A 12,767-nucleotide genomic window follows, 5' to 3' on the forward strand; every position below is an offset into this window, starting at 1 on the left:
TTGGCCCAGGCCTTGCGGGCGCTTGCGCTGGCAAGCCAGCTGCTGCGGAGGGTGTTTTTTTGCAGTGTGAAACAGGAGTTGCCCATGTCTCGTTCCACTCGCCAGCTCAAGCTCGGCGCCTTTCTCATGGCCACCGGTCACCACGTTGCCGCCTGGCGTCATCCGCAGGTCCCGGCCCAGGCAGGACTGGACTTTGCGGTCTATAAAGAACTGGCGCAGATCGCCGAGGCCGCGCGCTTCGACGCGCTGTTCGTCGCCGACAGCCTGGCAGCGCCGACCGGCACCATCGCCAGCCGCATGGCCCGTTCCGATTACTTCGAACCCTTGACCTTGCTGTCTGCCCTGGCGGCCGTGACCGAGCGGATAGGGCTTATTGCCACTACCACTACGAGCTATAACGTACCGTACCACGTAGCACGTAAATTCGCTTCGCTGGACCATCTTTCAGGGGGTCGGGCGGGGTGGAACCTGGTGACGTCGGACAATGCCGCCGAAGCGCAGAATTTCGGGCGGGATGAACATTTCGGGCATGCCGAACGGTATCGCAGGGCCCGGGAATTCCATCAGGTGGTGACCGGGTTGTGGGACAGCTGGGAGGACGACGCCTTTGTCCGGAACAAGGCCAGTGGCGAGTATTTCGACCCGAAAAAGCAGCATTTACTGGATCATCGCGGCGAATTCTTCCAGGTCAAAGGGCCCTTGAATGTGCCGCGCCCACCCCAGGGTTACCCGGTGATCGTGCAGGCCGGCTCCTCGGAAAGTGGCCGCGACCTGGCGGCGCAGACGGCCGAGGTGGTGTTCACCGCGCAACCGTCCCGGGCCGCCGCACAAGCCTTTTATGCGGACCTGAAAGGGCGTCTCAAGCAGTACGATCGTAGTACGGAATCGCTGAAAATCATGCCCGGGGTGTTCGTGGTGGTGGGCGACAGCGAAAGCCAGGCCCGGGAGAAGTTCGAATCGTTCCAGGCACTGGTGGAGCCCGAAGTGGGGGTGGCCCTGCTCGGACGGATGCTGGGCAATTTCGATTTGTCCGGTTATCCGCTGGATGGACCTTTGCCGCAGTTGCCCCTGACCGAGAGCGGTCAGCAAAGCCGCCAGCAGTTGCTCACCGAACTGGCCGGCAAGGACAACCTGACCCTGGCTCAGCTGGGGCGCAAGATTGCCGGCGGGCGTGGGCACTACAGCCTGATCGGTACGCCCGCGCAGATTGCCGACGAACTGCAGGCCTGGTTCGAGGAGGGCGCGGCCGATGGCTTCAATGTGCTGGTGCCCCATCTGCCGGGCGGCCTGCGGGATTTTGCGGCGGGGGTGATTCCGGAACTGCAGCGGCGCGGGCTGTTCAGAACAGAATACGAGGGCCGCACGCTGCGCGAGAACCTGGGGCTGGAGCGGCCGCAGAATCAGTTTGTGTAACCACCGCCTGCTGCAGGCGCTGGCTCGCCCGCAAGCTAGCGCCTACGGGGCGCAATGATCGACGTTAGTTGTTTTGCAAAGACCTGACCCAGAGAGGATTCGATGACTTATATCGCTGCCGAAAATCGCTACGACTCCATCCCTTATCGCCGTGTGGGCCGCAGTGGCCTGGTGCTGCCGGCGCTGTCCCTGGGGCTTTGGCACAACTTCGGTGACAGCACGCCGATCGACACCCAGCGTGTCCTGTTGCGCACGGCCTTCGACCTGGGGATCAATCACTTCGACCTGGCCAACAACTATGGCCCGCCCTATGGCAGCGCCGAGATCAATTTCGGTCGTCTGTTGCGGGAGGACTTCAAGGCCTATCGCGATGAGCTGATCATCTCCAGCAAGGCCGGCTGGGACATGTGGCCCGGGCCTTACGGCCAGGGCGGCGGTTCGCGCAAATATGTGCTGGCCAGCCTCGACCAGAGCCTGCAGCGCCTGGGCCTGGACTATGTGGATATCTTTTATTCCCACCGATTCGATCCGGATACGCCGCTGGAGGAAACCGCCAGCGCCCTGGCCAGCGCGGTGCAGCAGGGCAAGGCCTTGTACATCGGCATTTCCTCCTATTCCGGGGCCAAGACCCGGGAAATCGCCGCGTTGCTCAAGGAGTGGAAAGTGCCGCTGCTGATCCATCAGCCGGCTTACAACATGCTCAATCGTTGGGTGGAGAAGGACCTGCTGGAGACCACCGATGAGCTGGGCGTGGGGGTGATCGCCTTTACTCCCCTGGCCCAGGGGCTGCTCACCGATAAATACCTCAATGGCATTCCCGAGGATGCACGGGTCAATCGTCCGGGTGGAGGCTCGCTGCAGGCTTCGCACCTGTCCGAGGCCAATCTGGCCCATGTGCGGGCCCTCAACGAGATCGCCAGGAACCGTGGCCAGAGCCTGGCGCAACTTGCCCTGGCCTGGACCTTGCGCGATCCGCGGGTGACTTCGGCCTTGATCGGCGCCAGCCGTCCCGAGCAGATCGTCGAGAACGTCGGGGCCTTGCAGAACCTGAGTTTCAGTGTGGAGGAGCTGGCGCAAATCGATCATTTCGCCAAGGAGGGGCGGATCAACCTGTGGGAAAAACCGTCGCTGGCGGAGTAACGTCGCCAAGTCCCGCGCCCCCGGCAGAGTGATTTGCCGGGGGCTTTTTTTACCGGGCAGGGCAGGAGCGGCGAGTTTTTTGGCGGGCGCTCATTGCACCGTTGCGGACGCGTTGCTGCTCACCTTGAGCGTGGTCCGGGCGCTGGCTACGGCGCCTTCCCCCGGGTTGTCCAGATCGACTTTTGCCGTCACCGACAGACCCGGCCGCAGGCGTTCGAGGCCGGATTGATCGGCATTGAAGCGGATGCGTACCGGAACCCGCTGCACGATCTTGGTGAAGTTGCCGGTGCCCGGCTCGAAGGGCAGCAGGGCGAAGGTCGACCCCGAACCCGGTGCCAGGCTTTCCACGGTGCCGACGAGGCTCACCCCCGGCAGGGCATCGATCTTGATCCGGGTCGACTGGCCGGGGGACATGTGCTGGGTCTGGGTTTCCTTGAAATTGGCCAGTACATAGAGGTCGTGCAGCGGCACCAGGGTCAGCAGGCGCGAGCCGGGTTGCACGTAATCACCCACCTGGACCTGCCGATTGCCGACGGTGCCGTCCATCGGTGCATGGACGGTGGTGTGGCGCAGGTCCTGTTGCGCCAGTTCGAGTCGGGCCTGGGCGCTCACCACCCTGGCCTTGGCCATCTGCAGCTGTGCTTGCAGGCGTTCGCGTTGGGCTGTGGTCACCGCCAGGTCGTTTTCCGCCACTTGCAGCATGGCCTGGGCGTAGGCGTGGCCTTGTTCGGCGGAGATGGCCTGGGTGCTGTATTTCTCCACTTCGTTGCGCGCCACGGCTCCGGTGGTGACCAGGGTGTCGAAACGGTTGCGCTCGGCGTCGGCGCGTTTGGACTCGGCCTGGGTGGTGCGGATCGACGTGCGGGCTGCGAGGACGCGGGTGTCGGCCAGGCGCTGTTCGGCTTGTTGAATCTTCAGCGCCGCCTCGGCCAGGGCCACCTGGGCCTGATTGTCGGCCAGGTCGCCGGCGGCCAGGGTCACCCGGCTGTCGAATTCCTCGCTGTTGATGCGTACCAGGGGCTGTCCGGCGGTGACGTTTTGGTGGTCCTTGACCAGCACCTCGGTGACCAGGCCATGGACTCGCGGCGCGACGGAGGTTGCATCGGCGGCAATGTAGGCGTCGTCGGTGGTTTCGGTCGAAGGCGCCATCAGTACCCAGGCCACCCCGACCGCCACCAGTGTCAGGGCGATAGCGCCAGCGATCACGGGGCGCTTGGAGCGCTTGCGCGGCTTTTCCATCTCGTGTGCGGCTTGCAGGATGGCGTTCTGAGTCTGGTTGCTCTGCTCCATGTTGAAGCTCCACGCTGTTTTGAATTACGATCATAATATTCACATGATGGTCGCAATACTACAGGGAGCACCGAACGTGACGACAAGCGCATCCGAGTTCCCTGATGTGGGCGCCCAGCCTGGTCAACAGTCCGCCCGCCGCAAGCTTCTGGTGTTCACCATCATGGCCTTTGGCATGTTCATGGCGCTGATCGATATCCAGATCGTGGCGGCTTCCCTCAATGATGTGCAGGCCGGCCTCAGTGCCGGTCCCGATGAGGTCAGTTGGGTGCAGACCGCCTATCTGATCGCCGAACTGATCATGATTCCTTTCTCGGCCTTCCTCGCCCAGGCGATCTCCACCCGCTGGCTGTTCGCTGCCGGTGCGGCATTTTTTACCCTGTTCAGCGTCGGCTGCGGGATGGCCTGGAACATCGAGTCGATGATCGTGCTGCGAGCGCTGCAAGGCTTCGCCGGAGGCGCCATGGTGCCCACGGTGTTTGCCGTGGGTTTTGTGCTGTTCGAAGGCAGGCAACGGGCGATGGTCCCGGCCATTCTCGGGATGACCGCGGTTCTGGCGCCGACACTGGGTCCTACGGTGGGCGGCCTGGTGACCTTCTACCTGGACTGGCGCTGGATCTTCTTCATCAACGTGCTGCCGGGGCTGTTGGTGTGCATGGGTGCTGCGCTGCTGATCGATGTGGATCGGCCCGACCTGTCCATGCTGCGGCGCATCGACTGGCTGCACTTTGCGGCCATGGCGCTGGCACTGGGGTGTTTCGAGTATGTGCTGGAGGAGGGGCCGCGCAAGGACTGGTTCAGTGATAGCGCGATTGTCATCGCCGCCTGGGTTTGCCTGGTGTCCTTTGGACTGTTCATCGAGCGCTCGCTGTATTCGAACAACCCGATTGTGTCGCTACGGCCCTTTCGCGACCGGACCTTTTCCATTGCCTGCCTGCTGAACCTGGTGATCGGTTTCGGACTGTATTCCTCGACTTATCTGGTTCCGGTGTTTCTCGGGCGAGTGCGCGGTTTCGACAGCCTGGAAATCGGCACCACAGTGTTTGTGGTGGGGATCGGGCAACTGGTGAGCACGATCATCGCGGCTCGGGCTTCGGAGAGGGTCGATCGGCGCTTGATCATCTCGGTGGGCTTTCTGGGCCTGGCCCTGAGCCTGTGGCTGACCTCCCGGGTCACCGCCAACTGGGGGTTCGACGAACTGCTGGTTCCCCAAGTGGCCCGCGGCCTGTTCCTGATGCTGTGCATCGTACCCAGCGTCAACATGGCCTTGAGTTCATTCCAGGGCGTCGAGCTGCGCCAGGCCTCGGGGTTGTTCAACCTGATGCGCAACCTGGGTGGCGCGATCGGCATTGCAACGGTCAACACCTGGCTGCAGGACGATGCCCGCACCCAGGTGCTGCGCTTGTCCGAATCCTTGGGCGCCAAGGCTGTCGCTGCGCAGGAGTTGATGGGGCAACTGGCCTTGAAGATCGCCGCCGAGACTCCGGATTCCGGCCATGCCTATCTGATGGCCCAGGGCATGCTTGGCCGGCTGGTGGCACGTGAAGCCCTGACCCTGGCGTTTGGTGATGTGTTCCGGCTGATGGCGCTGCTGTTCGTGGTGGCGCTGCTGCTGGTGCCGTGGTGCAAGGCGGCCCCGGCGCTGACCTCGCCGGTGGCGAAGGAAAAGTGATTGCCCGTGCCGGGCCCCTACAGGGTCCAGGCGCCGGACTGGGCGTTGCGCCGGTGGCTTTCGGGAGGTTGGCCGGGCACGGCCACCAGAAAATTCTCAAGGACAACGGGACCATGGGAGCCGTGGTCGATGTTGTCTCTACAAAGGAAGGCAACCTATGAGTGAGCAATACGATGTGATCGTGATTGGCGCGGGTCCCGGCGGCTATGTCGCGGCGATCCGGGCGGCGCAGTTGGGACTGAAGACGGTTTGCATCGAGCGCTACAAGGGCAAGGACGGCAAGACCGCCCTGGGGGGCACCTGCCTCAATGTGGGCTGCATTCCTTCCAAGGCACTGCTGGACAGCTCCCATCACTACGACGAAGCGCGCAACGGCTTTGCCGTGCATGGCATCGGCATCAGCAACCCGCAGATCGATGTACCGGCCATGCTGGCGCGCAAGGACAGCGTGGTGCGCAATTTCAACGGTGGCATCGCCTCGCTGTTCAAGGCCAATGGCGTGGCCTTGCTGGAAGGTCACGGCAAGCTGCTGGCCAACAAGCAAGTGGAAGTCACCGCGGCCGATGGCAGCACCCGGCGCATCAGCGCCACCAGCATCATCCTCGCCCCCGGCTCCCGGCCCATCGATATTGCCGCAGCGCCGCTGACCGACCAGGTGATCGTCGACTCCACCGGAGCCCTGGAATTCACCCGCGTGCCCCAGCGCCTCGGTGTGATTGGCGCCGGCGTCATCGGCTTGGAACTGGGCTCGGTCTGGGCTCGCCTGGGGGCTGAAGTGACGGTGCTCGAAGCCCTCGACAGCTTCCTGCCGGCAGTGGACGTGCAGATCGCCAGGGAGGCGCAGAAGATCCTCGGCAAGCAAGGCCTGGATATCCGCCTGGGGGCCCGGGTGACGGCCTCCGAGGTGCAGGGCGAAAGGGTCAAGGTCCGTTTCAGCGAAGGCGGCGAGGACAAGCAGCAGACCTTCGATCGCCTGATCGTCGCCGTGGGGCGTCGGCCCCTGACCACCGATCTGCTGGCCGCCGACAGCGGGGTGCAGTTGGACGAGCGTGGCTTTATTCATGTCGATGGCCAGTGCCTGACCAGCGTGCCTGGGGTGTTCGCCATTGGCGACGTGGTGCGCGGCCCGATGCTGGCGCACAAGGCGTCGGAAGAAGGCGTGATGGTGGCCGAGAGCCTCGCCGGGCATCGGCATCCGCTCAATTACGAGCTGATCCCTTCAGTGATCTACACCCACCCGGAAATCGCCTGGGTCGGCCAGACCGAGCAGGCCCTCAAGGCCCGGGGCATCGAGCTGAACATCGGCACCTTCCCGTTCTCCGCCAGCAGCCGGGCCATGGCGGCCAACGACACCGCCGGGCTGGTCAAGGTGATTGCCGATGCCGCCACCGACCGGGTGCTGGGGGTGCATGTGATAGGGCCGGGCGCTGCGGAACTGGTCCAGCAAGGCGCAATCGGCATGGAATTCGGCACCAGCGCCGAAGACCTGGGGATGATGGTGTTCTCCCACCCGACCCTGTCCGAAGCCCTGCATGAAGCCGCGCTGGCGGTGAATGGCCAGGCGATTCACATCGGCAATCGCAAGAAGAAAGCTCCCGCCAGCGTCAAATAGCCTGCTGTGCCCGGCTTCGCTCATCCAGCGCGGCCGGGGCCTGTTGCATCTCCCCGCGTCTCAGCGAAAAAACGGCACATCCCCAAGAATGGTCGCGCGCTGCATGACTCGACGCTGTGGGCGGTAGTCGTCCACGGCGTAGTGCTGGGTCACGCGGTTGTCCCAGAAGGCCACGTCGTTTTCCTGCCAGCGCCAGCGAATGGTGAATTCCGGGCGGGTGGCGTGGGCGAACAGCAGCTTGAGGATGGCCTCGCTTTCGCTCTCGGACAGTTCGTTGATCTTGGTGGTGAAGCCGTCGTTGACGAACAGCGACTGGCGCCCGCTCACCGGGTGGGTGCGGATCACCGGGTGCGACAGCGGCGGGTTCTTGCGTCGGGTTTCCTCCCAGCGCGCCAGGTCCTCGGGGGTGTTGCCGAAGCGCTCCAGGGGGAAGGACTTGATGAATTCGTGGGTCGCGGTCAGGCCCTGCAGCAGGTTCTTCATGGGCTCGGACAGCGCCTCGTAGGCGGCGATGCCGCTGGCCCACAGGGTGTCGCCGCCGAACGTCGGCAACAGCTTGGCGCTGAGCACCGCGCCCAGGGCCGGGGTCGGCAGGAAGGTCACGTCGGTGTGCCAGATGGCGTTGTCGCGCACGTCGGTTTCGGCGGTGTCGAGAATCAGCACTTCCGGCTGCTCCGGCACATTGGGGTAGATCGGGTGGATGTGCAGGTCACCGAAGCGGGCGGCGAAACGCGCCTGTTGCTGTGGGGTGATTGGCTGGTCGCGGAAGAACAGTACCTGATGCTTGAGCAGCGCCTGCTCGATGGCGTCGCGCTGTTCGACGCTGAGTGGCTGGCTGATGTCGATGCCGCTGATCTGGGCGCCGAGGGCAGAGCTTAAAGGGGTGATGGTCAGGCTCATGGTGGTTCTCTTGTACGGCGCCGAACGCTCGGCGTGGTCGGATTCGGTTTATCGGCATCAAACTAAAAAAACGGGTGCGCTGGCGGTGTTGTGACCCTGTAGCCGCTGTCGAGCCTTGGCGAGGCTGCGAACGGCGGCGCAGTAGATGCAAACCCATGCAACGAGGGCTTCCTCATCGATTGCTGCGAGCGCTACGCGCTCGGTCGCAGCCTCGCGAGGGCTCGGCAGCGGCTACAGGTGAACCGCGTGCGGGGCATGCAGGTCAGTGGGATTGGCCGTGCCAGGGCACCAGCTTGCGTTGCAGGGCGCGCAGGCCCATCTCCATGGTGAAGGCGATCAGGGCAATCACCAGTATCCCCAGCACCACCACATCGGTGACCAGGAACTGCGCGGCGGACTGCACCATGAAACCCAGGCCGCTGGTGGCGGCAATCAGCTCCGCGGCGACCAGGGTCGACCAGCCCACGCCCAGGCCGATGCGCACGCCGGTGAGGATGTCCGGCAAGGCGCTGGGCAGAATCACGTGGCGAATCAGCTGGGCCCGGGTGGCGCCCAAAGACTGCGCGGCGCGCAGCTTGGCCGGGTCGACGGTGCGCACGCCGGTGGCGGTGGCAATGGCGATCGGGGCGAAGATCGCCAGGTAAATCAGCAGCACCTTGGACAGCTCGCCAATGCCGCACCAGATGACGATCAGCGGCAGGTAGGCCAGGGGCGGAATCGGCCGGTAGAACTCGATCAACGGGTCGAGCACGCCGCGGGCGATGCGGTTGGCGCCAATGGCGATGCCCACCGGAATCGCCGTCAGCACGGCACAGCCCAGGGCCAGGCCGATGCGCTCCAGGCTCGCCGCCAGGTGCTGCCAGAGGGTGGAATCCATGTAGCCGCTGGTGGCCAGCAACCAGCCCTTTTGCAGCACGGCGGCAGGCGGTGGCAGGAACAGCGGTTCGATCAGGCCGCTGGCGGTCACCGCCCACCACAGGGCCAGCAGGGTGATCAGGGTCAGCACGCTGATCCAGCGGGTGCTCAGGCTGCGGCGCACGGTGTGTGGCGCTTTCGGCTTGGCATTGCGGGTGGCGGTGGCGGGAATCTCGTAGCTGCTCATGGGCGCTCCTGCTGCTGGGTGGCGCTGCGCTGGGAGAACACCCGGGCCAGCACGTGTTCGCGGGTTTCGATGAACAACGGGTCGGACTTGATCGCCCGGGCCGATTCGCCGGCGGCGTAGCGCTGGCCGAAGTCCAGGTTCAGGCGCTCGACGATCTGTCCCGGGTTGGGCGCCAGGAGGATCAGGTCGGTCGCGAGGAATACCGCTTCCTCGATGTCGTGGGTAATCAGGAACACCGGCTTGGCGGTGCGCCGCCAGACTTGCAGCAGCAGCTCCTGCATCTGTTCGCGGGTGAAGGCATCCAGGGCGCCGAAGGGTTCATCCATCAGCAGCACGCGCGGGTCGGCGGCCAGGGCGCGGGCCAGGCCCACGCGCTGTTTCTGTCCACCGGAGAGTTGCCAGATGCGGCGCTTGTCGAAGCCGGCCAGGTCCACCAGGGCGAGCATCTCCCGAGCCCGGGCTTCACGCGCGGCGCGGGCCACGCCGGCCAGTTCCAGGCCGAAGGCGACGTTGCCCAGCACGTCCTGCCAGGGCAGCAGGGCGTCGTCCTGGAACACCACGCCACGTTCGGCGCTGGGGCCCTTGACCGGCACGCCGTCGAGGCTGATGCGCCCGGCGCTGGGGGCGACGAAGCCGGCAATCAGGTTCAGCAGCGAGGTCTTGCCGCTGCCGGAGGGACCCAGGGCGACCAGCAGTTGCTGTGGCCCCAGGGTCAGGGAAATATCCGCCAGCACCGGTTCGGCGGCGCCGGGGTACTGTGCGCTGATGCGCTCCAGTTGTAGCAAGGCCATGACGGCTATCTCCTGTCCGGTCGCGGGTTATTCAGGGATGAACTTGGCACTGACGTAGGGGGCGTAGTCCGGCAGCACCGCTTCGACCTTGCCTTGCTCCTTGAGGAACACCGCGGTGTCGGTGATGGCCTTGGTGGTCGGGGCGCCGAGGCTGACCACCTGGTCGGCGGCCAGTGGGTAGACGTTGCCTTGCAGCAGCAGCGGGATATCACTGGCCTTGGCACCGGAGAGCTTGACCAGCTTGTCGACGTTGCCCTGGTTGGCCAGCCAGGCTTGCGGATCCTTGCGGTACTGGGCGTAGGCATCCAGGGTCACCTTGGCAAAGGCCGTGACGATTTCCGGGTGCTTCTCGGCGAAATCCTTGCGCACGATCCAGGCGTCGAAGGTCGGCGCGCCGAACTTGGCCAGCTCGCCGGAGGTGATCAGCACCTTGCCGTTTTCCTTGGCCACGCCCAGGGCCGGGTCCCAGACGTAGGTGGCGTCTATATCGCCGCGCTTCCAGGCGGCGATGATCGCCGGTGGCGCGAGGTTGAGGATCTGCACTTTCGAGGGATCGATGTTCCAGTGCTTCAGCGCTGCCAGCAGGCTGTAGTGGCCGGTGGAAACGAAGGGCACGGCGACTTTTTTACCGATCAGGTCCTGGGGGTTGGTAATCCCGGAACCGTCCCGGGCCACCAGGGCTTCGGCGGCGCCGATCTGGGTGGCGATCAGGAAGGTCTGCACCGGCACCTTGCGGGTGATGGCCGCGGTCAGGGGGCTGGAGCCCAGGTAGCCGATCTGCACGTCGCCGGAAGCGATGGCGGCGATGACGTCGGCACCGTTGTCGAATTTGCGCCAGTTGATCTTGGCCTGGGTGGCTTTTTCATAGCTGCCGTCGGCCTGGGCGACCTTGGCCGGATCGACGGTGGTCTGGTAGGCGACGGTGACGTCGGCCGCCTGGGCAAAGAAACTCGCAGCGGCCAGGGACGCGGCCGCCAGGAGGCGAAGGGGGAAATGCAGTTTCATGGGGGGGGCTCCTCATAGGCGGCCGGTGATCGGCGTGGGAGGAGACTAAATGATCTAAGAATGCAGAAATAAATAACTTATTTGCATTAGCTTATGAGGGGAATAGGCAGCGTGCTGTTCGCCGGCAAGCCGGCTCCTACGGTATGGGTGCAGGAGCCGGCTTGGCGGTGAAGCGTCAGTTGCTGATGGCCAGGATGCTGGCCTGGTAGGCGCCGACGAACACGTCGAATTCACCCACTTCGTTCTGCTCAAGCTCGGTCTGCTGCTCCAGGGATTTGCGCGCCGCGTCTTCGAAGGCGGCTTGCTCTTCCTTGCTCAGGGCCTGGCTGCGGAAGTGCTCGGCATGCGCCTGGCTCTGGCGCAGGGAGAACTGGCTGAAGCTCTCCTTGTGCTCGCTCATGGCCGCCAGCACCTGGGCCGATGGGGTCAGGGACGAGTCCTTGACCTTGGCCAGCTGGGCGTCCAGCGCCTTGCTGTGCACGTCGCTGCCGTGGCTCTGGTCGAGCAGGGCGGCCAGTGGCGCGATCTGCTCCAGGAGTTCGGCCGCCCATTCCTTCATCTCCACCGGCTGGCCCTGGCGTTGCAGTTGCAGGCCCGGACGCCGGCCTTCCTTGACCACGGCGAGGAAGTTCGAGGTGGCGTTGCCGCACTCGTTGTTCGCAAACAGCGGGCTGTCGTTGAGCGCGCAATACAGCAGGAAGGCGTCGAGGAAGCGGGCTTCCTGCAGATCGATGCCCAGGGGCAGGAAGGGGTTGATGTCCAGGCAACGCACTTCGACGTACTGGATGCCCCGGGCCATCAGCGCCTGGATCGGTCGCTCGCCGGTGTAGGTCACGCGTTTGGGGCGGATGTTGGAGTAGTACTCGTTTTCGATCTGCAGGATGTTGGTGTTCAGTTGCACCCACTCGCCATCCTTGTGGGTGCCGACGGCCACGTAAGGCGCGTAGGGCGTGGCCACGGCCTTGCGCAGGCTGTCGGTGTAGCTGTTCAGATCGTTGTAGCAGGGGGTCAGGCCGGCCTGGGCCTTGCTCTGGTAGCCCAGGTCGCTCATGCGCAGGCTGGTGGCGTAAGGCAGGTACAGGGTGTCGGCGTCCAGCTGTTCCAGCTGGTGCGAGCGGCCGCGCAGGAACCCTGCGTCCAGGGCTGGCGAGGCACCGAACAGGTACATCAGCAGCCAGCTGTAGCGGCGGAAATTGCGGATCAGCGCGATATAGGCCGAGGACTGGTAGTCACGGTCGCTGCCGACGAAGCCCTCGGCTTCCTTGAGCCGCGGCCACAGCTGTTCCGGCAGGGAAAAGTTGTAGTGGATCCCGGCAATGCACTGCATGGTCTTGCCGTAGCGCAGGGCCAGGCCCTTGCGGTACACGTACTTGAGCTGACCGATGTTGGAGGTGCCGTAGTAGGCGATCGGGATGTCTTCCTCGGCCGGCAACGGGCACGGCATCGATGGACTCCACAGGTACTCGTTGCCGAGCTTGCTGTAGGCGAAGCGATGAATCTTGTCGAGGCTGGCCAGGGTATCCGCCGGGTCCGCGAGGGCCGGGGTGATGAACTCCAGCAGCGACTCGGAGTAGTCGGTGGTGATCTGTTCGTTGGTCAGCGCGGAACCCAGTTCTTCCGGGTGCGGGGTCTGTGCCAGGCGGCCTTCGCCGGTGACACGCAGGCATTCACGTTCGATACCGTGCAGGCACTGCTCGAGCAGGGAGAGGTTAGCGCGCTCGCCGAGCAGAGCCAGGCGGCGGTTGAGAAGTTCGCTCAAGTTGGATTCCTTCACGCGTCAGTCGCCCCAATATGGGGGTGGGCAGGACGGTCTACAAGGGTGAAGTTAAAACTGGCGTTTTC

10 protein-coding genes are annotated in these 12,767 nt (G+C 64.5%); 4 read left to right on the top strand and 6 right to left on the bottom strand.

Annotated elements, in window-relative coordinates; translation table 11 throughout:
- The first annotated feature begins 84 nt into the window (after window positions 1-84).
- Window positions 85-1,413, top strand: coding sequence for an LLM class flavin-dependent oxidoreductase (locus PST29_RS01355; RefSeq protein ID WP_060842168.1), 1,329 nt, complete (start codon window positions 85-87; stop codon window positions 1,411-1,413).
- Window positions 1,414-1,515: 102 nt separating this feature from the next.
- Entirely contained in the window at window positions 1,516-2,553 is a 1,038-nt protein-coding gene (gene mgrA, locus PST29_RS01360; protein WP_060842169.1) for an L-glyceraldehyde 3-phosphate reductase, read from the top strand.
- Between the two features lie 90 nt (window positions 2,554-2,643).
- On the opposite strand, the gene PST29_RS01365 is transcribed toward mgrA, so the two are convergent.
- The gene (locus PST29_RS01365) at window positions 2,644-3,843 is read right to left on the bottom strand and encodes an HlyD family secretion protein (protein ID WP_060842170.1); all 1,200 of its coding nucleotides are present in this window, start codon (window positions 3,841-3,843) and stop codon (window positions 2,644-2,646) included.
- Window positions 3,844-3,919: 76 nt separating this feature from the next.
- Between PST29_RS01365 and PST29_RS01370 the strand changes: the two genes are divergently transcribed.
- Together PST29_RS01370 and lpdA are read left to right on the top strand one after the other, a co-directional pair.
- Complete coding sequence (locus PST29_RS01370) at window positions 3,920-5,515, top strand: DHA2 family efflux MFS transporter permease subunit (protein WP_060842171.1); 1,596 nt, start codon at window positions 3,920-3,922, stop codon at window positions 5,513-5,515.
- Window positions 5,516-5,672: 157 nt separating this feature from the next.
- Window positions 5,673-7,127, top strand: a complete 1,455-nt coding sequence (gene lpdA / locus PST29_RS01375; RefSeq protein ID WP_060842172.1) for a dihydrolipoyl dehydrogenase — start codon at window positions 5,673-5,675, stop codon at window positions 7,125-7,127.
- Window positions 7,128-7,187: 60 nt separating this feature from the next.
- Here the strand turns inward: lpdA and tauD are convergent, their stop codons facing one another.
- The 5 genes from tauD to gshA form a co-directional block, all read right to left on the bottom strand.
- Window positions 7,188-8,027, bottom strand: a complete 840-nt coding sequence (gene tauD / locus PST29_RS01380) for a taurine dioxygenase (protein ID WP_060842173.1) — start codon at window positions 8,025-8,027, stop codon at window positions 7,188-7,190.
- 262 nt (window positions 8,028-8,289) lie between these two features.
- A complete protein-coding gene (tauC, locus tag PST29_RS01385; protein WP_060842174.1) occupies window positions 8,290-9,129 on the bottom strand; it encodes a taurine ABC transporter permease TauC in 840 nt (279 codons plus the stop codon).
- A complete protein-coding gene (gene tauB / locus PST29_RS01390; protein ID WP_060842175.1) occupies window positions 9,126-9,920 on the bottom strand; it encodes a taurine ABC transporter ATP-binding subunit in 795 nt (264 codons plus the stop codon). Before tauB ends, tauC begins: the two co-directional genes overlap by 4 nt.
- Before the next feature lie 27 nt (window positions 9,921-9,947).
- Window positions 9,948-10,925 carry a taurine ABC transporter substrate-binding protein gene (gene tauA / locus PST29_RS01395; RefSeq protein WP_060842176.1) on the bottom strand — a complete coding sequence of 326 codons (978 nt, stop codon included), beginning with the start codon at window positions 10,923-10,925 and terminating at the stop codon, window positions 9,948-9,950.
- 175 nt (window positions 10,926-11,100) lie between these two features.
- Entirely contained in the window at window positions 11,101-12,684 is a 1,584-nt protein-coding gene (gene gshA, locus PST29_RS01400) for a glutamate--cysteine ligase (protein WP_060842177.1), read from the bottom strand.
- Between the last annotated feature and the right edge of the window lie 83 nt (window positions 12,685-12,767).

The organism is Pseudomonas sp. St29, assembly GCF_001547915.1.
Classification (GTDB): domain Bacteria; phylum Pseudomonadota; class Gammaproteobacteria; order Pseudomonadales; family Pseudomonadaceae; genus Aquipseudomonas.

Excerpts from the sequence above, each read along its gene's own strand:
- PST29_RS01365 (WP_060842170.1), bottom strand. The coding sequence starts at position 3,843 with ATGGAGCAGAGCAACCAGACTCAGAACGCCATCCTGCAAGCCGCACAC.
- tauC (WP_060842174.1), bottom strand. The coding sequence starts at position 9,129 with ATGAGCAGCTACGAGATTCCCGCCACCGCCACCCGCAATGCCAAGCCG.
- PST29_RS01355 (WP_060842168.1), top strand. The coding sequence starts at position 85 with ATGTCTCGTTCCACTCGCCAGCTCAAGCTCGGCGCCTTTCTCATGGCC.
- lpdA (WP_060842172.1), top strand. The coding sequence starts at position 5,673 with ATGAGTGAGCAATACGATGTGATCGTGATTGGCGCGGGTCCCGGCGGC.
- mgrA (WP_060842169.1), top strand. The coding sequence starts at position 1,516 with ATGACTTATATCGCTGCCGAAAATCGCTACGACTCCATCCCTTATCGC.
- tauA (WP_060842176.1), bottom strand. The coding sequence starts at position 10,925 with ATGAAACTGCATTTCCCCCTTCGCCTCCTGGCGGCCGCGTCCCTGGCC.
- tauB (WP_060842175.1), bottom strand. The coding sequence starts at position 9,920 with ATGGCCTTGCTACAACTGGAGCGCATCAGCGCACAGTACCCCGGCGCC.
- tauD (WP_060842173.1), bottom strand. The coding sequence starts at position 8,027 with ATGAGCCTGACCATCACCCCTTTAAGCTCTGCCCTCGGCGCCCAGATC.